This is a genomic window from Maritalea sp. YIW29, assembly GCF_057219265.1.
In genome coordinates this window covers 1,452,105-1,474,372 of sequence record NZ_JBXVVF010000001.1, presented here as the reverse complement: position 1 = coordinate 1,474,372, position 22,268 = coordinate 1,452,105, and the positions used below count along the sequence as shown (strand labels likewise).

General features: G+C 50.5%; 21 protein-coding genes. 11 read left to right on the top strand and 10 right to left on the bottom strand.

Features of this window, described 5'->3' with window-relative positions:
* Positions 1-9 precede the first annotated feature (9 nt).
* The 10 genes from AC2D8L_RS07150 (at position 10) to AC2D8L_RS07105 (ending at position 10,411) form a co-directional block, all read left to right on the top strand.
* Positions 10-369 carry a protein tyrosine phosphatase family protein gene (locus AC2D8L_RS07150; protein ID WP_484684748.1) on the top strand — a complete coding sequence of 120 codons (360 nt, stop codon included), beginning with the start codon at positions 10-12 and terminating at the stop codon, positions 367-369.
* The gene (locus AC2D8L_RS07145; RefSeq protein WP_484684747.1) at positions 370-2,160 is read left to right on the top strand and encodes a SulP family inorganic anion transporter; all 1,791 of its coding nucleotides are present in this window, start codon (positions 370-372) and stop codon (positions 2,158-2,160) included.
* A 110-nt stretch (positions 2,161-2,270) separates the two neighbouring features.
* A complete protein-coding gene (locus AC2D8L_RS07140) occupies positions 2,271-3,242 on the top strand; it encodes a carbon-nitrogen hydrolase family protein (protein ID WP_484684746.1) in 972 nt (323 codons plus the stop codon).
* Between the two features lie 8 nt (positions 3,243-3,250).
* Positions 3,251-3,937, top strand: a complete 687-nt coding sequence (locus AC2D8L_RS07135) for a D-lyxose/D-mannose family sugar isomerase (RefSeq protein WP_484684745.1) — start codon at positions 3,251-3,253, stop codon at positions 3,935-3,937.
* 131 nt (positions 3,938-4,068) lie between these two features.
* The gene (locus AC2D8L_RS07130) at positions 4,069-5,103 is read left to right on the top strand and encodes a TRAP transporter substrate-binding protein (RefSeq protein ID WP_484684744.1); all 1,035 of its coding nucleotides are present in this window, start codon (positions 4,069-4,071) and stop codon (positions 5,101-5,103) included.
* Between the two features lie 80 nt (positions 5,104-5,183).
* Entirely contained in the window at positions 5,184-5,768 is a 585-nt protein-coding gene (locus AC2D8L_RS07125) for a phosphoglycerate mutase family protein (protein WP_484684743.1), read from the top strand.
* Positions 5,769-5,943: 175 nt separating this feature from the next.
* Positions 5,944-7,512: an ATP-binding cassette domain-containing protein gene (locus AC2D8L_RS07120; protein WP_484684742.1), complete on the top strand. Its 1,569-nt coding sequence runs from the start codon at positions 5,944-5,946 to the stop codon at positions 7,510-7,512.
* A 135-nt stretch (positions 7,513-7,647) separates the two neighbouring features.
* Positions 7,648-8,409 (top strand): DeoR/GlpR family DNA-binding transcription regulator, encoded by a 762-nt coding sequence (locus AC2D8L_RS07115; RefSeq protein WP_484684741.1) that lies wholly within the window; start codon positions 7,648-7,650, stop codon positions 8,407-8,409.
* Positions 8,402-9,574, top strand: a complete 1,173-nt coding sequence (locus tag AC2D8L_RS07110) for an MFS transporter (protein ID WP_484684740.1) — start codon at positions 8,402-8,404, stop codon at positions 9,572-9,574. Before AC2D8L_RS07115 ends, AC2D8L_RS07110 begins: the two co-directional genes overlap by 8 nt.
* Positions 9,575-9,631: 57 nt before the next feature.
* Positions 9,632-10,411, top strand: a complete 780-nt coding sequence (locus tag AC2D8L_RS07105) for a formate/nitrite transporter family protein (RefSeq protein ID WP_484684739.1) — start codon at positions 9,632-9,634, stop codon at positions 10,409-10,411.
* A gap of 64 nt (positions 10,412-10,475) precedes the next feature.
* Here AC2D8L_RS07105 and AC2D8L_RS07100 read toward each other — a convergent pair whose 3' ends face one another.
* The gene (locus AC2D8L_RS07100) at positions 10,476-11,627 is read right to left on the bottom strand and encodes a hypothetical protein (RefSeq protein WP_484684738.1); all 1,152 of its coding nucleotides are present in this window, start codon (positions 11,625-11,627) and stop codon (positions 10,476-10,478) included.
* A 78-nt stretch (positions 11,628-11,705) separates the two neighbouring features.
* Between AC2D8L_RS07100 and AC2D8L_RS07095 the strand changes: the two genes are divergently transcribed.
* Entirely contained in the window at positions 11,706-12,164 is a 459-nt protein-coding gene (locus AC2D8L_RS07095; RefSeq protein WP_484684737.1) for a MarR family winged helix-turn-helix transcriptional regulator, read from the top strand.
* A 53-nt stretch (positions 12,165-12,217) separates the two neighbouring features.
* On the opposite strand, the gene AC2D8L_RS07090 is transcribed toward AC2D8L_RS07095, so the two are convergent.
* Genes AC2D8L_RS07090 through aptA form a run of 9 tightly spaced genes read right to left on the bottom strand, consistent with a single transcriptional unit; the run spans position 12,218 to position 22,243 of the window.
* On the bottom strand, positions 12,218-13,198 hold the full coding sequence (locus tag AC2D8L_RS07090) for an ABC transporter substrate-binding protein (protein WP_484684736.1): 981 nt from the start codon (positions 13,196-13,198) through the stop codon (positions 12,218-12,220).
* Positions 13,199-13,218: 20 nt separating this feature from the next.
* Positions 13,219-14,316 (bottom strand): ABC transporter permease, encoded by a 1,098-nt coding sequence (locus tag AC2D8L_RS07085; RefSeq protein ID WP_484685161.1) that lies wholly within the window; start codon positions 14,314-14,316, stop codon positions 13,219-13,221.
* A complete protein-coding gene (locus tag AC2D8L_RS07080; protein ID WP_484684735.1) occupies positions 14,313-15,194 on the bottom strand; it encodes an ABC transporter permease in 882 nt (293 codons plus the stop codon). The genes AC2D8L_RS07085 and AC2D8L_RS07080 overlap by 4 nt, the downstream gene beginning before the upstream one ends.
* Positions 15,194-15,985, bottom strand: coding sequence for an ABC transporter ATP-binding protein (locus AC2D8L_RS07075; RefSeq protein WP_484684734.1), 792 nt, complete (start codon positions 15,983-15,985; stop codon positions 15,194-15,196). Before AC2D8L_RS07075 ends, AC2D8L_RS07080 begins: the two co-directional genes overlap by 1 nt.
* A 6-nt stretch (positions 15,986-15,991) precedes the next feature.
* Entirely contained in the window at positions 15,992-17,446 is a 1,455-nt protein-coding gene (gene hydA / locus AC2D8L_RS07070; protein ID WP_484684733.1) for a dihydropyrimidinase, read from the bottom strand.
* A 27-nt stretch (positions 17,447-17,473) separates the two neighbouring features.
* Positions 17,474-18,106, bottom strand: coding sequence for a LysE family translocator (locus tag AC2D8L_RS07065; protein ID WP_484684732.1), 633 nt, complete (start codon positions 18,104-18,106; stop codon positions 17,474-17,476).
* A gap of 36 nt (positions 18,107-18,142) precedes the next feature.
* On the bottom strand, positions 18,143-19,393 hold the full coding sequence (locus AC2D8L_RS07060) for a Zn-dependent hydrolase (protein ID WP_484684731.1): 1,251 nt from the start codon (positions 19,391-19,393) through the stop codon (positions 18,143-18,145).
* Positions 19,394-19,426: 33 nt separating this feature from the next.
* Complete coding sequence (locus AC2D8L_RS07055; protein ID WP_484684730.1) at positions 19,427-20,917, bottom strand: CoA-acylating methylmalonate-semialdehyde dehydrogenase; 1,491 nt, start codon at positions 20,915-20,917, stop codon at positions 19,427-19,429.
* Positions 20,918-22,243 carry an omega-aminotransferase AptA gene (gene aptA, locus AC2D8L_RS07050; protein WP_484684729.1) on the bottom strand — a complete coding sequence of 442 codons (1,326 nt, stop codon included), beginning with the start codon at positions 22,241-22,243 and terminating at the stop codon, positions 20,918-20,920.
* Between the last annotated feature and the right edge of the window lie 25 nt (positions 22,244-22,268).

The following is a 22,268-nucleotide window of genomic DNA, read 5'->3' as shown; positions in this document are numbered from 1 at the left end:
AAATCAAAAATGAACATCAATAAAGTTTCAGAACACTTCTATACGTCCGGCCAAGTCGGGTTTTCTGATCTTCCCAAACTGGCAGAGCAGGGGATTAAATCCATCATCTGCGCGCGCCCTGACGACGAAGAAGGCAATCAGCCTTTGTTTGCGGATATTGCGAAAGAGGCCGAGAAATTTGGGATCTATGCATTGCACGTCCCAATTCTACCCGGCCAAGCTTGCAAGACTGATGTCGACAAATTCGCAGAAGGCTATTTCAACATGCCAAAACCAATTCTGGGCTATTGCCGATCCGGCGCGCGTGCCCACTCATTGTGGGAGCTCAATCAAGAAGCAACCGCCATGCACGTGCCGATGGGCAAATAAATGTCTCAACGAGATCAATTCGTCGCTCAGATCACCAAGCGATTGAAGAAGCTACCGATTTTCGATTGGGGCAAAACCTATAACGGGGAGACGCTGACCAGCGATCTCGTCGCGGCGGTCATTGTGACGATTATGTTGATCCCACAGTCGCTAGCCTATGCATTGCTGGCCGGATTGCCGCCACAGATGGGCCTATATGCTTCAATTTTGCCGTTGGTTGCCTACGCCTTGTTTGGCTCAAGCCGAGCATTGGCAGTGGGGCCAGTGGCAGTGATCTCGCTAATGACGGCAGCGGCAGTCGGCAAGTTGGCGCTTCAGGGTACGGAAGAATACATTTTTGCCGCGATGGCGCTCGCCCTAATTTCTGGCCTCATGCTTTTGGTGATGGGGCTATTGCGGCTGGGTTTCATGGCCAACTTTCTGTCGCACCCGGTCATTTCAGGCTTCATCACCGCGTCGGGCATCATCATTGCCACCAGCCAGCTCAAACACATTTTGGGGATTGACGCGCACGGCCACAATTTGGCGGAGCTACTTACTTCGATTGTGTCGCTCCTCAATCAGATTAATCCATTTACGCTAGTGATTGGTGTCGCCGCCACCGCATTTTTGTTTTGGGTGCGCAAGGGACTGAAGCCATTGCTGCTTTCCTTCGGGCTAAAAGAACGGATGGCCGACATTTTGGCCAAAACTGGACCTGTATTCGCTGTGGCGATCACGACATTGGTCGCATTTATGTTCGGTCTCGAAGGGCAGGGGGTCGCACTTGTCGGCGAAGTGCCGCAAGGACTGCCCAGTATTCAAGTGCCCAAGTTGGATCTTGAACTGGTCATTTCATTGGCCGGCTCAGCTGCGCTAATTTCGATAATTGGCTTTGTTGAATCAGTTTCTGTTGCTCAAACGCTCGCGGCTAAACGTCGCCAACGTATTGAACCAAATCAAGAATTAATCGGCCTAGGCGCTTCAAACGTCGCATCGGCATTTGGTGGTGGCTATCCAGTAACGGGTGGTTTCGCCCGATCTGTGGTCAACTTTGATGCTGGGGCCCGAACCCCTGCAGCCGGTGCCTACACGGCAGTTGGCATTGCGCTTGCGACAATTCTGCTAACGCCTCTATTGTTTTTCTTACCCAAAGCAACGCTGGCAGCAACCATCATCGTTGCGGTTATGACGCTCGTCGACTTTTCGATACTCAAGCGGACTTGGAATTATTCAAAAGCAGATTTTGCCGCTGTTGCGTCAACAATGGCTGTAACTTTGATATGGGGCGTCGAACTGGGAGTGAGTACTGGAGTTGTGGTTTCCATTGCGGTTCATCTTTACAAAACGTCACGCCCGCATGCCGCGATTGTTGGACTGGTTGAAGGCACGGAACATTTCCGCAATATCGATCGCCATGACGTGCAAACCACGCCAAGCGTTTTGTCCCTTCGCGTTGATGAAAGTCTATATTTTGCCAATGCGCGTTTTCTCGAAGATAGCGTCTATGATTTGGTGGCAGAACAGCCTGAGCTTGAGCACGTTATTTTGATGTGCCCAGCGGTCAATGACATTGATACGTCGGCACTTGAAAGCCTAGAGGCCATCAATGAGCGCCTCGATGCTCTTGGGGTGAAACTGCATTTCTCTGAAATCAAAGGCCCGGTTATGGATAAGCTTGCGAAGACCGATTTTTTGACCCACCTGACCGGACAAATTTTTCTTTCGCAATATCAGGCGATTTGCAGTCTAGCACCCCAAACCTGCAATCAGACAAAATTGGCCCATGCGACAAACGGCAACAAAATGTAACTGAATTAGACAAAAAAACCTGTCTGACGTTTGACAAGTTGCGCGAATTGACAAATTAATCCAAATGCATCGCTCAATGGCGGTGCATTTTCAGTTTGTAGGACGCAAAAATGGTTCAGGACAGAGATGAGTTGTCGGTCGCGTTAGCTCAAATTGCGCCGGTTTGGCTGGATCGCACGAAAACGATCGCAAAGGTCGCCGATTTTGTCGCCGACGCCGCATCAAAAGGCGTTGATCTTGTCACATTTGGTGAGGCGCTTGTGCCTGGTTATCCATTTTGGGTCGAACTCACCGATGGTGCGCGGTTCAATTCATCAGCTCAAAAGCGCATGTATGCCCACTATTTAGAGCAAGGCGTGGTCATCGAGCGCGGCGACTTGGATGACGTCTGTAAGGTCTGCGCTCAGAATTCGATGGCAGCCTATATCGGCGTGATGGAACGTGCGCCTGACCGGGGTGGCCATAGTCTTTATTGTTCATTGGTGTATATCGATAAAAATGGAAAAATCGGCTCCGTTCACCGTAAACTTCAGCCGACTTACGAAGAACGTTTGGTTTGGGCACAGGGCGACGGGAACGGCCTGCGCACCCATGATTTGCGTGCGTTCAAGGTTGGCGGCCTAAACTGCTATGAAAACTGGCTCCCCTTGGCCCGTGCTGCGCTTTATGCACAAGGCGAAGATTTGCGGGTTGCGGTGTGGCCAGGTGGACTTCACAACACTAAAGACATCACGCGCTTCATCGCACTTGAAAGCAGATCCTATGTTGTTTCAGTTTCCGGGCTAATGCGGCCATCAGATATTCCCAATGACTTGCCATTTTTCGAGGAGCTGACCAACGGCGCACCTGAACATTTTGCCAATGGCGGATCTGGGGTTGCCGGACCGGACGGCAATTGGATTTTGGAGCCGCAAGTGGGCAATGAGGGCCTGTTCGTGGTTGAAATTGATCATGCCCGTGTCCGTGAGGAGCGGCAGAACTTAGACATTGTTGGCCATTATTCGCGGCCGGACGTCACACAATTACATGTAAATCGGCAGCGTCAATCGACTGCCATTTTCGATGATAGCGATAAGAACTAGGAACAAATATGAAACGCTCTACTGTTAATGAAATCATCCGCCAGGGTGACGAATTCATCCGCTCATTCGGCTATATCATGCCGCCATTCGCCTATTGGACTCCCGGCCAAATGAAGGATCGCGCTGACGACATGAAGCGTCTTGCCAACGCTGGAATGGGTTGGGATATTACCGATTATGGCCAAGGAAAGTTTGACGAACTTGGCTTGTTCCTGTTCACCACCCGTAATGGAGATGCGGCTGATCTCACCAAGGGCACTGGCATGCTTTATGCAGAAAAAATTATGATCTCGCGCAAAGATCAGCTTTCCCCCATGCACCGGCATAATGTTAAGGCCGAAGACATCATCAACAGGGGCGGCGGCACACTGACCTTGGAATTGTTCGCGCCTGCGCCTGATGGCTCCATTGATGAAAAATCTGACGTGACAGTTCCAGTAGATGGTGTTTTACGCACGCTGCCAGCTGGCGGAATTTTGCGTCTTGATCCGGGTGAAAGCGTCACGCTGATGCCCGGCGTTTGGCATGCGTTTTGGGGAGAGGGCGCCGATGTTTTAATCGGTGAAGTCTCCACCGTGAACGATGATAAAACAGATAATGTTTTCCGCGAAAAAATCGGTCGTTTCTCAACGATTGAGGAAGATGTAGACCCTCTTTACTTGCTTGTGAGCGACTACGAAAAGTTTTTCGCATAGTCCTGCCGACTTCAACTTTAGAACAAGATTTGATTTTATAGTTGCGCGTGCCATCCATTTTGATCATGGTGCGCGCAATTCTATATCCCTCAAATTGTCTTAACTGAAGTTGAGACCGGACAGGATCAAACATGAAAATCTCCACTAAAACTCTAATTCTTGCATCTGGCATTTCTATTCTGTCGGCGGCATCCTCAATTGCAGCCGAGTATAATTTCAAGCTGCATCACTTCCTTGGGCCTAAAACCCCATCTCAAACCGAAACGATTGAGCCTTGGGCGAGAGCCGTTGAAGCAGCTTCAAATGGCCGGGTCAGCATTGAAATTTTTCCATCGATGTCACTTGGTGGCAGGCCACCAGAATTGGTTGGGCAGGCACGCGACGGTGTTGTTGATATCGTTTGGACGGTAAACGGTTATACGCCGGGTGTGTTCCCGAGCACCGAGGTTTTTGAACTTCCATTTGTGCATACCAACAATCCTGGCGCGACGAATTTGGCGATGGCAGAGCTTTTTGAAAGTGAACTTGCGGCTGAATATAAAGGCCTTGAGGTGATGTTCTTGCATGTGCATGGCGGCAATGGCTTACACACGGTTGAAACGCCTGTTCGTACGCCCGAAGACGTGAAAGGCTTGAAGATCCGCACGCCATCCCGCACCGGCGCTTGGACAATTGAAGCCCTTGGCGCTTCCGCAGCGGCGATGCCGGTTCCGGCTTTGCCACAGGCATTGGCGACCAAAACCGTGGACGCCGCATTTGTGCCATGGGAGATAATTCCGGCGCTTAAACTTGAACAGCAAACTCAGTATCAGATTGAAGGCGCAGATAAGGTCCGCTTCGGCACGCTTGTGTTCCAAATGTCGATGAATAAGTCGCGATGGAACGAATTGCCTGAAGACGTCAAGTTGGCATTTCGCGATGCATCTGGTGAAGCTTGGTTGAAAGAGTTGGGTGAAGTTTGGGCCAATACGGACGAGCAGGGAATTGCCCAAGCGGTTGCTGCTGGCAACACACATATAATGTTGAACCCAGAAGAAACTGCCAAATTCGAGCAGGCGTTGAAACCCGTGATCGAACGATGGGTCGACGAAGCATCTGGCGCCGGAATTGATGCGGCAGGTCTGCTAGAAAAAGCCCAAACAGCGATTGCTAAACACGCAGAGTAATGAGTTGATTGCTTTTCAATTATGATGGAGTGTCGGTTTTTCGACACTCCTTTTTTTGGCGTCTCACTTTGGTAGCAGATATGAGAATCGTTTTGATGCGCCATGGGCGTCCCGATTTTGACCTTGATGAAATGCGGTGGAACTGGCTAACCGCCATTCAGTTTGGCCAAGTTGTGAGGGCTTATGAAGTTGGAGATTTGGCAAGCGATTCAATGCCACCAAATGCAGCATTGAACATTGCGGACGCCACTCGCACCCAGTTTTGTTCTGACCTTGATCGCGCGAAATCAAGCCAACAGCGATTGGCGCACAATCAGGGCGCAATCATAGACCCAATTTTCAACGAAGCCGGTATGCCATTTACAGATGGCCAATTTCTAAGATTGCCACTTGTTGTTTGGGGCATTTTGTTCCGCCTAATTTGGTTGTTTGGATTTAACCAAAACGCTGTGCCTTTCAAAGATACCAAAGTCCGCGCGGCTACGGCCACTGACATGCTGGTCGATGCGGCCCAGCATCACCAAAAGGTGCTGCTCGTAGGCCATGGCATATTCAATCGCCTAATTGGTAGCGAGCTAACGAAACGAAAATGGACCCATGTCGCAACCAGTGGCGATGGGTATTGGTCCCACTCAATCTATGAGACAGGACATCTTCTTGACTGACGTCGTAGTTCGGTTTCCTTGAGCTAGACAGCAAGAATAATTGGCAATTGGAAAGGCATGCGAATGCCTTTATGCTCGTTTGCCCAACCATCTCCAATTGTGAGGCTGCATGTTCGCCTATTGCCACCGAAATGGCCTGTTTCAAGAGATTCTCCGGTCACCAAGAAACTTCTTCATGTTGTTTTTAGCGATTGGATTGCAGCTGACCCAGCAGGGGTTGGCGATTTTTCAGCCATTCTTGTTTGGTGATTTCGTGCAAAAAATTGTCGATGAACCAGATGCAATTTCGGCACTTATGCAAATGGTGGCGCTCTATGCAGGGCTGCAGTTCTTAATCCAACTCTTCAGCGCCGTGGCCGACCATTTGGCTGATCGGGTCATGACGAAGTTCACGTTACTTTTGAAGAAGACAAGCTTCGGGCACCTTTTGGGACATTCGGTTGCACGAAAAGACAATGGCACTGGAACCTTAATCGAGCTTTGGTCTCGCGGCATGACGGCTGTTGAAAGTTCTATTGAACATCTCGTCTACTCGGTTGCACTGCCCGTCTACTCGCTGTTGCTGGCCTTTGGTGCTGTGTTTGCAGCGCTAGACCCAGCGCTTTGTTACGTCATGCTGGGCGGTGCTGCGGGGTATTTTGTCTGGTTGTACTTCGTTCAGAACTTCATTCGTCCGGCGATCCGGCGGGCAAATAAGATCGATGAAGAAGTTTCCGAGCAAGCCTTTGATCAGTTGCGTAACAGAGAACTGTTTCAGATTTTTCGCAAAAACTATTCCTTGGATGAACGCTTTTATGCCGCTGCGGACGGCCAGCGTGAATTGCAACTGAAGGTGCAATTACTCAACCAAGTATGGGGACTTGGAAACTCAGCGATATACTCTGTTACGTTGGGCGCATTGTTGGTTGTTTCGGTCTACTTGCTACAACAGGGCAAACTCAATGCCGGTGATATGGCCACGGTATTGGCTTTGGCCGGGACCATGTTTATGCCCATCAGACGGATTAATCGGGGCTTGCTTCGATTGCGCACAAATGCGGTAGCCGCTGAGAATTTGGCCGAAAAACTGGTTGAGGGCCAAGGCGACCACGCAATTGCGACCCAAAAAACAACGTTGGGTGATCTAAGCCAAATTGAGGTCAAAGATCTTACAATTAAGCATGGAGATGTGGCGGTTCTCGAACGTTTTAACCTGTCTTTGAAGGCCGGCGAAAAACTGTTGCTGCGCGGCGCTAGCGGATCAGGTAAAACCAGTTTTGCAAATGTCCTTTCGGGTCTAAGGGAGCCGGATGATGGCGACGTCGTTTTTCAATCCATTGCGGGCGAAAGTATTAGTCTACACAACGTTCATCCTGCGATCACCTATGCAAGCCAAGACGAAAACATTCTCAACCTGTCGATTGCCGACAATATCATGCTCGGCAAAAATGATGATGCCAAATTGGATTGGTCTGTCGGCATCGCAGGCCTATCTGAGCAGATGCTGAAACGGATCAAATCTGGTGAAAATATCGGCGAGCGAGGCGGGAATATCTCGGGTGGCGAGCGAAAGCGGATCATGATGGCAAGGGCGCTCTACCACATGAACAACGTGACGATATTCGACGAGTCGCTAAGCAATTTGGATAGCGCGACCAGAGATTTGGTTCTCGACCACTTGTTGAATGAAACCGACCTCACTCTGATCTGTATCTCTCATGACGACGCACTTTTGGAGCGATTTGACCGTGTGGTTGAGATGTGAGTTAGCAACGCGCCAACACGGGGAGTTTCTCCACTGCGTTTCGCAATGAGGCCAATTGTTGCAATTTAATGCGAATTCATGCATAAAATTGCATAAAATTGCATAAAGTTGCATTGAGTCGCAGGAAACCCCAATATGACAGTTGAGCTAAACAATCCCGATACCCGCCAGGCCATATTGGCTGGGCGCGTCAAAAACGGTTCCCAACTGGTCGCCCACGAATTGGCACAAGAGTTTGACATTTCTCTTGATACGATCAGAAGAGACATATTGGCGCTCGAAGACACCGGGCTCGTTCGACGTGTGCGGGGAGGTGCCGTGCCCATAGCAAAGCCGATGGCGCCACTCAAGGCCCGCAGTGCACACAAAAATCCAGGCATCGTGCCAATTGCTCAGCAGGCCCTTTCTCACATTCAAGATGGTATGGCGGTGATGCTAGATGGCGGAACTACGGTTTTGGCACTTGCTCAGCTTATGGGTGAAAAACCAAACTGCTTAATCGTGACACCTGCACCGTTGGTGGCTGATGCTACGAGTTCACTTGGTTTAGAAACCATTTTAGTTGGTGGAAAAATCAGTCCCTATGGCGGGATTAGCGTCGGGGCAATGGCCGAAGATGCGCTGGGCAATATTGCGGCAGATATTTGCCTTTTAGGGGCGTGTGCTTTGCACGCCGATTTTGGACTGAGTTCGGACCAGCTTGAAGAAAGCAGCCTGAAAGCCGCGATGGCAAACGCTTCCGATTTCACGGCGGTGCTGACCACGAAAGACAAATTGGACAAGCGTAGCCGCCACAAAACATTGGCCGCCACCTACATTGATTTGTTGGTTACAGACGCAGAGCAGGACAGTGCTTCTGACTTTGCAAAAATTGGAGTTGAAGTTGCGTATGTCTAATGGCCAAAAATCTTGGAATGCAGTGTCCGCCATGTTTGCGTTAAACGGCGCATTGTTCGGCATTTGGGCATCGCGAATTCCGGCGATTGTGCAGCGATTTGAGTTATCGCACGCTTCTATCGGTCTATTGTTGTTGCTCATGGCGGCAGGGGCAATTGTTGCATTTCCAATTTCTGGCCATTTGGCTGACAAACGAGGTGCATTTCGCATCACAAAGGTCGCTGCATTTTTCTATATCGGTGCGCTCATCTTGCTGGGCGTCAGCCCCAGCATCTATCTATTGGCGGCGGCGCTATTCTTTTTCGGTGTGACCCATGGGGCAATGGATGTCGCAATGAACGCTTGGGCAACTGAGGTCGAAAAGGCAAACGGCAAACCGCAAATGAGCAGCTTTCATGCAATGTTCAGCATGGGTGCCGGCTTAGGTGCAGCCACGGGATTTGTCGCAGTAAATGCAGGGCTTTCACCAGCAATCCACTTTGCTATTGCGGCAGTAACGATCGGCATCATCGCTTTTTTGTTCGCCAATATCTCCTGGACATCCACCCAACACCAAACGACAAACAAGCCGCCCTTGTTTGCAATTCCGCGCGGGCCTTTATTAGCAATCGGTGTAATCGCTTTTTGTTCTGCAATTGGCGAGGGCGGTATGGCGGATTGGGGTGCAATTTACCTCAAGTCAGTAACAAGCGCTTCTGAAGCGAACGCCGCTCTCGGCTACACGGTATTTTCAATCGGTATGGTGATCGTGCGGTTCTTGGGTGGGCAAATAATTGCACGGTTCGGGAGCGAACTGTCGGCAAGATTGGGCGGTATATTTTCGTTGGTTGGCAGTGGTGCTGCGGTTGCAAGTGGCACATACATCGTGGGGCTGGTTGGCTTCGGCCTGATGGGCATGGGCTATGCGCTCATTATTCCAATCGCATTCTCCAAGGCCGCTGAATTTTCACCCAAATCACCCGGCGTCGCGATCGCTGCTGTTTCCACATTCGGCTATGGCGGCTTGCTGCTTGGCCCACCGCTCATAGGCTTTGTTGCTGGGGCAACGTCAATTCGCACAGCCTTCGTGTTGGTGGCAGCACTCGCGTTTGCGATTGTTGTCTTATCAAGGGTACTTCGCGTGTCGCCAAATCCGTCAAAGTCAATACAGACAAAAACATCGTAGATAGTTGCAACAGTTACTGTTATCGTTCTGCTGCGAGGCGCTCTCGGAGCGAATAGTTTGAACAAAGACATTACTGAGAAGTTTGCTGAAGACGCAGTAGAAAAACTCAAATATGTGAAACGAAACCCCCTTGGGTTCTTCATTCTCACCGTCATGGCAGGCGCTTATGTTGGCGTCGGTATTGCACTCATACTCACTGTAGGTAACGATGTTGATCTCGGCGCGCGCAAACTGGTTATGGGCGCGTTGTTTGGCATAACTCTTACCTTAATCGTATTTGCCGGGGCAGAGTTATTCTCTGGCCGCATCATGTTTATGACATTTGGTTTCTTCTATAAAAAAATGTCGGCTTTCACAGTGGTGAAGGATTGGTTCATCTGCTGGTGGGGCAACCTGTTTGGCGCGATGGCGCTGTCCGTACTTGTTGTTGCAGGAAACAGCGGCGGCTGGATGGGTGAAGAGGCGTTGTTGGTGCACGAGATCGCCGACGCCAAAATGAATAGCTCAATCATCGAATTGCTCGCGCGCGCAACATTGTGCAATTGGCTGATCTGTCTTGCCATTTGGATGACGGCCCGCGCCAAAGATGATACGGCGAAATGCATTCTAATCTTCTGGTGTTTATTTGCTTTCGTTGCTGCTGGGTTCGAACACTCAATCGCCAACATGACCGTATTCACGATCTCACTTCTTACGACGCATCCAGACAGTGTCTCGATTGGGGGCGGTGTTTATAATTTGGTTTGGGTTTCAGTAGGCAATGTGATTGGCGGTGCTGGATTTATCGGCATGGCGTATTTTCTCACAGCCGTACCGCTGTTTGGCGATCAGGAATAAAAAACGCGGCCCAAGGACCGCGCTTCCCTTTTTGGATATGGAGGGATTGAGTACGGGCTAACCCTTAATCTTCATCCTCAAATGAAACTGAATATTCTGGGGCGCTGCATTCGGTACAGGTGACGTTTTTGACATCTTGGTGTCGAATTGCCGCATTTAGCCAATCAACAGCGCGAACATTTTGGGATTGGTAAGTGTAAAGCCGGTCCAAGATGTAAGGTTTGCCATTGTTCTGCAATGAGTGGTTTAAGATGCCATCATAATACCCGCCAACGATGTTCTCTGCCGCACCGCCAATGGTGTAACTGCGGAAATTGGCGACCTTTGAATTGATGTATGCCTGTGCATTTTTGATATTTTCAAATACGTTCGGCTGATCAACACCAATGGCGCGCAAGAAGAATTCCTGCGTATAGTCGTTGGCAATGTTGAGTTGGTGGAATGTAACATCTGGATTTAGTTCCGCCGCCCGCACGTAAAGATCTTCGAATGTAAGGCCCTCGGCATTGAGGTCTTCAAATCCCTTTACTTGGTTCAACACGCTTTGCGTTCCCCAATTCTCGAAAGCCTGATTGAGCCGACCATCTACACGATATCCGCCTGCGCCATCGCCAATATGGGCAACCTTCGCGTCTGGAAATTTATCCGCAACAATATGTGTATATAGCGGAGAGCTGATGGCCCCGGCACTCCAAGCCAAGACGGTGATATCTTTCGCATCAGGGAATTGGGCTTCCGTCCACTCAATTGCTGACATTGAATTGGAAAAGCCGAGGTGATTGATCGTGAACTGCTTCTCATCAGTTGAATAATCAATAACGTTGTCCCCCAAATAAACATCGCCGTTACACGTCGACAACAACACCATGCTGTGATCTTTCAACGGATTCTCGGGGTTGCTAAAGTCAAATATCCCGCCATCTTCGCTTGGGTCCTGATTCAGACCGTTCGTTGCGTCAAAGTTGGAATATTCATTTTCAGCATCGCAGCTGTCACCGCTCCAGCAGGCGCCACCACCAGAAAAAATGACTGCGAGTTTCTCTGGGTCCGCAGATCGTGTCCAAAAAGAATAAGGATCGCCATTTGCACAGCGTGGCGCGTCCGCTTGCACAATATTTTGCCAATTTGCGCCAAGAGCGGATGTAGCCCCCATCCCAACTGCCAGCGCTACGCCAACGGTACCGCACTTTATTGCTTGATTAATCCCGATTGTCATATCAGTCTCCTATCTAATCTTAGTGACAATAATAGCCTAGGCCATAATAGCCTAGGCATTGAAATAGTGTGGAAATTGATGAGTTCAAGACCTGTAAAGTCGCCACCCGGATTTAAACTGCGTCAATTCAGTCAAATGCTGCGTGGGCGACTAAGCTCGAAATTGGCAGAAATTGGATTGACCCCTGTTTGGTTTGCCGCCTTAGGGGCGTTAGAAACTGGCAAGGTGGCAACAGGAGCTGAGCTGGCGCGTTTTTTTACGACTGATCCGACGGCAGTTACCCGCACCATTGATCGTATGGTCAAGGCTGGGTTGGTGACCAGAGAACGAAATGTCAAAGATCGTCGCGTCTTCAATGTTCTAGTGACGAAGAAGGGGCAGGAATTGTTGCCGAAGGGCCGGCAGATCGCGGCTGAAAATGAGCAACTGTTTTTCGCCGCTTTGACGAACGAGCAAAAAGCGGAATTTGTTGAAACGCTGGATATCTTGCTCGAACACGCAGCCAAAATATCGCCGAGTATCGATTGGGAAAACTAAAAAAAAGCGCGATCGTTTGATCGCGCTTTCAACTTATTTGATATGGGGCTACTCTACATCATTTTGTCGGTGATAGCCGATGTCCAAGCTCCTTCAGGTGTCTTTGTAATGATCTTTTGATCAAGCAAAGCCTTCACCGTGCGCTCGTATGTTGCTAAATCAAGCGATGCATCACTTGCATCAACAAGTTTAGAAACTTCGCCAACCATATAAAGCTGGTGGTCGTATTCTGCGCCGCCAGTTTCGTCTGCATCAACTACGATTTGCGCTGCTTCTTCTGGATTGTCCAAAGCATATTGCCAACCCTTCATTGAAGCTTGAACGAAACGCACATATGCATCAACACGGGCTGGATCAGACAATGTGTCTTCCATCACATACAGACCATCTTCGAGCAAATCGTTGCCCAACTCGGTGTAGTTAAAAATATTCAGGTTGTCCGGACCATACCCAGCGTCAAGAGCTTGCCCGTATTCGTTGTATGTCATCACAGAGATACAATCAGCTTGTCCTTGAATCATTGGTTGAATGTCAAAGCTTTGCTGAAGGACAGAAACACCGCCTTCAGAGCCGTCTGTAGCTAGGCCTAGCTTGTTCATCCAAGCAAAGAATGGATACTCGTTGCCGAAGAACCATACGCCAAGCGTATGTCCTGGAAAATCATCCGTGGACGCGATGTTCGTTTCTTTTGGACAAATCATCATCAGGCCAGAACGTTTGAACGGTTGTGCAATGTTAACCAATGCTACGCCTTTTTCACGCGCGGACACAGCGCCTGCCATCCAATCAACGATCACGTCGGCACCACCACCAGCAATTACTTGTTCTGGTGCAACGTTGGGCCCCCCGGGGTTAATGGTGACATCAAGATCTGCATCGGCGTACATACCCTTGGCATTAGCCACGAGATATCCGGCAAACTGTGCCTGTGTCGTCCACTTTAGCTGCAGCGTCAGCTGATCTGCGGCAAATGTCGCAGATGAGGCTGCCATTGCGAGTGCCCCCGCCATTAGTCCAATAATTTTCTTATTCATTTTCCTACTCCCTTTTCATTTTAAATTGTTCGACCGCGGACAGACGGGTGCCAAAAGGTTACTGCTCTCTCTATGAGTGCAATTAGCCCGTAGAACACCGAGCCTGCCACGGCCGCCACGGCAATTTCTGCCCAAACAAGATCGATCGCGAGCTTGCCGACCTCGGTTGAAATTCTAAATCCCATGCCAACAATTGGGGTGCCAAAGAACTCTGCAACGATTGCGCCGATCAGAGCCAATGTTGAGTTTATCTTCAGGGCATTGAAGATAAATGGTGCAGCAAACGGCAGACGTAATTTGAATAATGTCGTCAAATAGGGCGACGCATATGTGCGCATCAAATCGCGTTCAATTGCGCTTGTTGCATTCAAACCCGCGACCGTGTTGACCAGCATTGGAAAGAACGTCATCGCCACAACAACTGCAGCCTTAGATTGCCAATCGAAGCCAAACCACATCACCATAATCGGCGCAATGCCGATAATCGGAAGGGCCGAAACGAAGTTGCCAATCGGTAAGAGGCCGCGGTTCAAAAACGGCGATCGATCAACCAAAACAGCAACTAGAAAACCAGAGCCGCAGCCGATAATATATCCAGCCAAAACAGATTTGAGGAATGTCTGCTGAAAGTCCGCCCAGAGGATTGAACCTGAAACAAGAATGCGTGCCCAAATAGCTGATGGTGGTGGCAAGATGACTTGCGGTATGTTCGCACCGCGGGCTAGCACTTCCCAGGCGAAAAGCAATATGAGACCAAAAAGCGCTGGAATGACGAGCCCGAATTTGCGCGCTGAAAGTTTACCCTCCTTGATTGCAAGGGCAAGGCGCTCCACGAATAACCACGTGAATAGCCAAGTGCAGGAGAGTGCGAACCAGACAAATGTTGGTGCACTTTCAAAATCGTTAAGGGTGGATAATAAGATAATTGCTGTGGCCAGCCCGATTGCGCCGTCGATCCAAAGGTTGATGCCGGTGAATTTTCGCGCAAATGAGATGGTTGAAACACCGAACACCATCAAGTACGGGATGGACATTTGATCTGACGTTAGAACAGAAATTAGTCCCAAAAGTCCGGAGAAAGCGGCGAGGGTCGCTAATATGCGCTGCAGACTTGTCATACCCGCGCCCCCATCATCGAGTTGGTGACCTTCTCCGCTAACCCAACCAAATGGACCAGCGTTGCGGCGAGTGCGGCCGCCAAGAACAATGCCGCCCATATCTGCACCGTTTGACCGTTATAGGAACCGGTTAGAAGTCTAACCCCTAGTCCGCCACCCGCAGCATTTGAGAGTTCTGCAACAACGGCACCAATGAGCGAGATTGCTATGCCAACTCGCATTGATGCAAATAGAAATGGCACGGACGCTGGCCATCGTAAATAAATGAAGGTTTGCGTTGCAGTTGCATTGTAAGTGCGCACTAGATCAAGCTGGATCGCATCGGGCGAGCGGAGTCCTTTCACCATTCCAACCACAACTGGGAAGAAGCTGAGATATGTCGATATCAATGCCTTGGGAAAAAGGCCGGATATGCCTACCGCGCCCAAACCAACCACCACCATTGGTGCTATGGCAAGAATTGGCACTGTTTGACTGGCAATGATCCAAGGCATGAGAGATCGGTCAGCTGCATCATTGTGAACGATTGCAATCGCCAATCCGATCCCGAGTAAAGTGCCGAAAGCGAAACCTAAGAGCGTGGCCGAAAGCGTGACACCTGAGTGGTAGGCGAGTGACCGTTTGCTGCTTGGGGCCGTAGCAAAAACCTTTTGCCAAATCTCAGCAAATATCTGATGGGGGGCAGGCAGGAGCGGTTTCTTTTGCGACCAAGTTTGGCTGACGAATTCTGTAAACGATACTTCGACCTTCGCCCGATCATTCAGTCGTGTTTGCCACGGAGCATTCATGTTTATCGCAGCGGCATACCAAATGGCCACAATCGCAGCAACCACGATAACGACCGGTAAGACATTGCCTTGAAGCGCTTTGGAAAACATTAGGTTTGTTCTCCATAACTGTCGCCTGCACGAAGCCCTTCACGGACCCTGTGCGCCACTTCCAAAAACTCGGCGCTTTCTCGAATATCTAGCGGCCGTTCAGCAGGCAACGGGCTGTCAATGACATCGAAAATTCGACCGGGACGAGGGCTCATCACCACAATTTTGGTGGAAAGGAACACTGCTTCAGGAATCGAATGGGTTACGAAGACAACGGTTTTTTTCGTCTTTGCCCAAAGTTCCAACAATTGCTCGTTCAAATAGTCACGAACGATCTCGTCAAGCGCGCCAAATGGTTCGTCCATCAATAACATGTCAGGGTCAAAACTAAGCGCACGGGCAATCGAGGCGCGTTGCTGCATACCGCCAGACAATTGCCACGGGAACTTCTTTTCAAACCCATCAAGATTAACAAGTTCGAGATTCTTCTTGACCTGCGCTTCTCGCTCAGCCTTCGGCATGCCCATCACTTCAAGCGGAAGTGAAATATTGGCGCCAATTGTGCGCCATGGATATAGCGCTGCAGCCTGAAACACATATCCGTATGCGCGGCTCATCCGAGCTTGTTCTGGCGTCATGCCATTCACTTCAATGGAACCACCAGTTGGTTTCTCCAAATCGGCAATCACGCGCATTAGCGTGGTCTTGCCGCAGCCCGAAGGGCCGATGAATGAAACAAATTCACCGCGATCAATCGTCAAATCGATGCCTTTTAGCGCATGGACTGGCCCATCGTTGGTCTCAAATGTGAGGTCAAGACCGCTGGTTTGAATGACTGTGTTGTCGCCCATTTGGTGCTAAACCCCACTTGCCGGAATGCCGGTCCGTTCCACTTTGCGTGGCGCGGTGACTTGTTTCCATTGGCTTAGCGCTTTGTTGGTCGCGCTGTAAGGCTCCCGCCCAACGAACTTGCCGTGTCCTTCTTCAGTGTTCACTGCACCGTCGTCGACAACAACTTTACCTCGGCTCAACGTGTAGCGCGGCAGGCCTTTCACGTGCTTGCCTTCAAACACATTATAGTCGATGGCGGATTGCTGGGATTCAGCACCGATGGTTTTTTCTTTGTTGGGGTCCCACACCACCAAATCCGCGTCAGCACCTTCAAGCACCGCACCTTTTTTCGGATACATGTTGAGGATCTTCGCGATATTGGTCGAGGTGACAGCCACAAACTCGTTCATGGTCAATCGGCCGGTATTAACGCCATGTGTCCACAACATCGGCATGCGATCTTCCAATCCACCGGTGCCGTTTGGTATCAGCGTGAAATTGTCGATGCCGTTGCGCTTTTGCTCTGTTGTGAACGCGCAATGGTCTGTTGCGACCACTTGCAAGCTGCCCGATTGAAGTCCAGCCCAAAGACTGTCTTGGTGTTTTTTGTTGCGGAATGGCGGGGACATAACGCGACGTGCAGCATGATCCCAATCTGCGTTCGCATATTCACCATCGTCAAGTGTGAGATGCTGGATCAAAGGCTCGCCAAAAGCACGGATGCCATTTTGCCGAGCGCGGCGAATAGCCTCGTGAGCCTGCTCGCTAGACGTGTGGACGATGTAGACCGGAACGCCGGCCATATCAGCAATCATGATCGCGCGGTTGGTGGCTTCACCTTCAACTTCAGGCGGACGCGAATAGGCATGTGCTTCTGGCCCATTATTTCCCTCGGCTAACAGTTGCGCTTGGAGTTGAGCTACAACGTCACCATTTTCCGCATGGACGAGGGGCAGGGCACCAATTTCGGCGCAGCGTTTGAACGATGAATACATCTCATCATCATCCACCATCAATGCGCCCTTATAGGCCATGAAATGTTTGAATGTGTTGATTCCGCGTTTGGTGACTTCGGGCATCTCGTCAAAGACTTTTTCGCCCCACCAGGTGATCGCCATATGGAAGGAATAATCACAATTGGCGCGAGAAGATTTATTGTCCCAACGGGTTATAGCTTCCAGCAATGACTGGTTTGGATCTGGTAGGCAGAAATCCACCACCATGGTGGTGCCACCAGCAACCGCGGCGCGGGTGCCGCTTTCAAAATCATCGCTCGAATAAGTGCCCATGAATGGCATTTCGAGGTGGGTGTGTGGGTCAATGCCGCCGGGCATGACATAGCAACCAGAAGCGTCCAACACCTCATCGCCGGAAAGGTTCGGGCCAATGTCGGTGATCACGCCGCCTTCAATTTTGACGTCCGCTTCATAAGTCAAATCTGCGGTTACAATCGTGCCGCCTTTAATTACTTTAGATGCCATTTGTTCCCCCTCCCAAAAGAAATGTGACTAGTTTTGCAAAGTTGCTAATTTTGCCCCAAATCCAATAAAAATAGTGCCGGTGATCGCTTTGATCCAGCGTTGCGTTGTGCCGCTTTTCGCAAATTGCGTTAGTCGAGCGACCAACATAACCATTGCGCAAAACCATAGAAAATTCATGGTAGAATGAATGAACACCAACAATAGTACGTTTACCGCTGTAACCTCGCCAATCGGTAAAAACTGGGGCACCGCCGCCAAATAAAACATTGATGTTTTTGGGTTCAAAATGTTGGTTAGAAAGCCTTCGCCATATGCGGAAATTATCGTTCTCGTCTTGCCCGACTTCGAACTGACCGCCGCGACCGCGGTGCCCTTCCAAGCTTGATAAAGCGCTTTCACCCCGATCCATGTCAAATAGCCAGCGCCCAGCATCTTCACGATGAAGAACAGTTCGGCGCTTTTGACCAGCAACACCGCCACGCCGAAAATCACGAACGCGCCCTGAACGTAGAATGAGGTCGTAAATCCAAGCACCGCAGCAAACCCAGCAGCACGACCAGACGTAGGCACGATTTTCGCGATCAACAACCCGTTAGGGCCGGGCGAAATGACCAATAGTGAAGCCATAAGTGCGAAACTGAGTAGGGTAAAAAGCGTCATACTGATTCCATTTTCTCTTGTGCTGTTTGGTGCACGCTACTCCACAATCTCCGCCGTCTCCACCACTGCATGGAACAGCACATCAGTTCCAGCCGCTGCCCATTCTTGGCTTATGTCTTCGTCTTCATTGTGGCTTAGGCCATCAACGCAGGGGCACATTACCATCGCGGTTGGGGCCATGCGGTTGATCCAACATGCATCATGACCAGCTCCTGAAATGAGGTTTCGGTGTGAATAGCCCAGGCGTTCTGCCGCGTTGCGCACTGCGGTCACGCATTTCTCGTCAAACTCAACCGGGTCAAAGCCACCGACTTTTTCGATTTCGATTCCAAGGCCCATCTCTTCGCAAATCTTCATCGCGCCAATGGCAACTTGTTGTTCCATGTCTTCAATGGTCGCAAGGATTGGTGAGCGTAGATCAACCGTAAAGACCACTTTTCCGGGGATCACATTGCGCGAGTTTGGATAGACATCAATGTGTCCAGCTGCGCCAACAGCGTCAGGCTTGTGGCTCCAAGCGACATTGTCGACTAAATCTAGAATGCGCGCCATGCCAAGGCCTGCGTTCTTACGCATGGGCATCGGCGTAGAGCCTGTGTGGCTTTCTTTGCCAGTGATTGTAAATTGGGTCCAAGAAAGGCCTTGGCCGTGGGTCACAACACCAATTTCTTTGCCTTCGGCTTCCAAAATTGGACCCTGCTCAATGTGCAGTTCAAAGAAAGCGTGCATTTTACGTGTGCCAACTTCTTCTTCGCCCTTCCAGCCCACGCGTTCCAATTCAGCGCCGAATTTCTTTCCTTCAGCATCTTCACGGTCATACGCCCAGTCTTGGGTGTGCATGCCGGCGAACACACCAGAAGCGAGCATTGCAGGGGCGAAGCGGGTGCCTTCCTCGTTGGTCCAGTTGGTCACAACGATTGGGTGTTTGGTCTTGATGTTGAGGTCATTGAGGGTGCGAATGATTTCAAGGCCAGAAAGAACGCCCAAAACGCCATCATATTTGCCGCCAGTTGGCTGCGTATCCAAATGCGAACCAACATAAACGGGCAGGGCGTCTGGGTCGGTGCCTTCATGGCGCATGAACATGTTGCCCATCTGGTCAACACCCATGCTCATGCCAGCTTCCTCACACCAACGGCGGAACAGGTGGCGGCCTTCGCTATCCTCGTCGGTTACAGTTTGACGGTTATTACCGCCGCGCAAACCGGGTCCGATTTTTGCCATTTCCATCAAGCTATCCCAAAGCCGATCGCTATTGATACGTTGATTGGTTCCTGGTGCTGCCATTTGCTCGTCCCTCAAATATTCAATCTGTATTTCTTACGATGGGAAGGTGAATACTGCGCCTTCTTTAATGCCGCCGGGCCATCTTGTTGTGACCGTTTTCAGCCTTGTGTAAAAATGCACACCCTCAGGGCCATACATGCCATGCGCGCCAAACGATGAGCGCTTCCAGCCGCCAAAGCTATGGTAGGCGACCGGCACCGGAATTGGCACATTCACGCCGACCATGCCAACTTCAATCTTATCAGCAAATTCGCGCGCTGCATCGCCATCTCGCGTGAAGATTGCAGTGCCGTTGCCATATTGATGTGCGTTGATCATATCAACGGCTTCTTGGTAGTCGCCTGCGCGAACAACCGACAAAACGGGGCCGAAAATCTCTTCTTCATAGATCGACATGTCGGTGGTCACCCGATCAAACAATGTGCCACCGACATAATAGCCACCTTCATAACCCTGCGGCGAATATCCACGGCCATCAACAACAAGGTCAGCGCCTGAGGCGACGCCTTGATCGATATAGTCAGAAACTTTGTCTTGGTGCATTTTCGTGATCAGTGGGCCCATTTCCGCATCTTTATCTGATGCGGGGCCAACTTTAAGCGCTTCAACGCGTGGCTTCAGCTTAGAAACCAAGGCATCAGCAGTCTTTTCGCCAATCGGAACAGCTACAGAAATCGCCATGCACCGTTCGCCAGCCGAACCATAACCAGCACCCATCAAGGCATCTGCGGCTTTGTCCATGTCCGCATCAGGCATGATGATCATGTGGTTTTTCGCGCCGCCAAGTGCTTGCACGCGTTTGCCTGCTGCAGTGCCGCGCTGATAGACGTATTCTGCGATTGGGGTAGACCCAACAAAGCTTATCGCTTTGACGTCTTGATGATCCAAAAGCGTATCCACGGCAAGTTTATCGCCGTGTACAACGTTCAACACGCCATCGGGGAACCCAGCTTCTTGGAACAAGTCCCAAATAAGCATGGGGGCCGATGGGTCACGCTCGGAGGGTTTGAGCACGAATGTATTGCCGCAAGCGATGGCCACAGGGAACATCCACATAGGCACCATTGCAGGAAAGTTAAACGGGGTGATACCAGCCACAACGCCCAATGGCTTGCGGTCAGCATATGTATCGACCGATGGGCCAACATTGCGACTGTAATCGCCTTTTAGAAGGGTAGGGATGCCACAAGCAAACTCCACGACTTCAATGCCTCGGGTTACTTCGCCCAAAGCATCATCATGAGTTTTGCCATGTTCTTTGGAAATCTCACGGGCAATCTCGTCAGCGTGTTTGTTCAATAACTCGTTGTATTTGAACATAAAACGCGCACGTTTTAATGGCGGTGTATCTCCCCAAGCCGGTGCCGCCGCTTTTGCAGCCGCAACTGCCGCATTGACTTCTTCCACTGTGGAAAGAGGCAATTCAGCACTTTGCTCGCCAGTCGCTGGGTTAAACACCGGCACACGGTTGGGAGAAACAGAAGTGACCTTTTGGCCATTGATTGCGTTTTGGATGGTCGACATTTAGTCAGCCTCGTTCAATACGGTTCGAATAATATCTACCAGCTCATCAATTTGCGATTTCTCGATAATCAATGGCGGGGAGAGGGCGATTGTGTCGCCAGTAGTACGTACAAGTAATCCGCGCTCATAGGCATCAATGAAACATGAGAAGGCGCGCTTGGTCGGCTGCCCCGCCATTGGCTCCAGCTCAATTGCGCCAATAAGCCCAATATTGCGTATATCAATGACGTGTCTGGCGTCCTTCAAAGAGTGCAGCGCATCTTCCCAGTAACTTGCTATTTCAGCGCCACGGGTCAGCAAACCCTCTTCTTCGTACGTTTCAAGCGTCGCCAAACCAGCTGCGCTGGCCATAGGGTTGCCTGAATATGTGTAGCCGTGGAAAAACTCGATCATGTGCTCTGGTCCTTCCATGAATGCGTCATGGATTTCATCGGTCACATAAACTGCACCCATAGGGATCACACCATTGGTCAGCCCTTTGGCGGTTGTGATCATATCAGGCATTACGTCGAAATGTTGAGCGGCAAAAGGCGAACCCAATCGGCCAAAGCCCGTGATCACTTCGTCAAAAATCAGCAAGATGCCGTGTTTCGTGCAAATATTGCGCAAGCGCTGCAGATAGCTTTTCGGTGGAATGAGAACACCGGTTGAACCAGCAACGGGCTCCACGATCACCGCGGCAATGGTGGATGCGTCGTGCAATGCAACAATGCGCTCTAATTCGTCCGCCAAATCTCCACCATGCTCAGGAATGCCGCGCGAAAACCTATTCTGGTCCGGCAGGTGGGTGTGCGGCATATGGTCGACGCCTGTAAGTAAAGTGCCAAACATTTTGCGGTTTGGCATAATGCCGCCAACCGAAATGCCGCCAAAATTCACACCATGATAGCCGCGTTCACGGCCAATCAGACGGGTCCGCGCGCCTTCGCCTTTTACCCGTTGGTAGGCGAGGGCGATTTTGAGAGCAGTTTCAACCGACTCTGAACCTGAATTGGTGAAAAACACATGGTCCATGCCTTTAGGGGCAATATCGGTAAGGCGCGACGCGAGCTGGAAAGCCTTGGGATGACCCATTTGAAACGCTGGCGCGTAGTCCAATTCCGCGGCCTGCTTTTGAATGGCCTCCGTAATTTTTGGACGGCAATGACCCGCGTTGCAACACCATAGCCCAGCCGTGCCATCAAGCACTTGGCGGCCATCGCTGGTGGTGTAGTGCATATCTTTTGCACCTACGAACATGCGTGGTTGTTTTTTGAATTGACGGTTGGACGTAAACGGCATCCAAAACGCGTTCAGATCGTTAGGTACAGTGGTAGCGTCGTTCATCTCCGCACCTCCCCTCCTCGTTCGC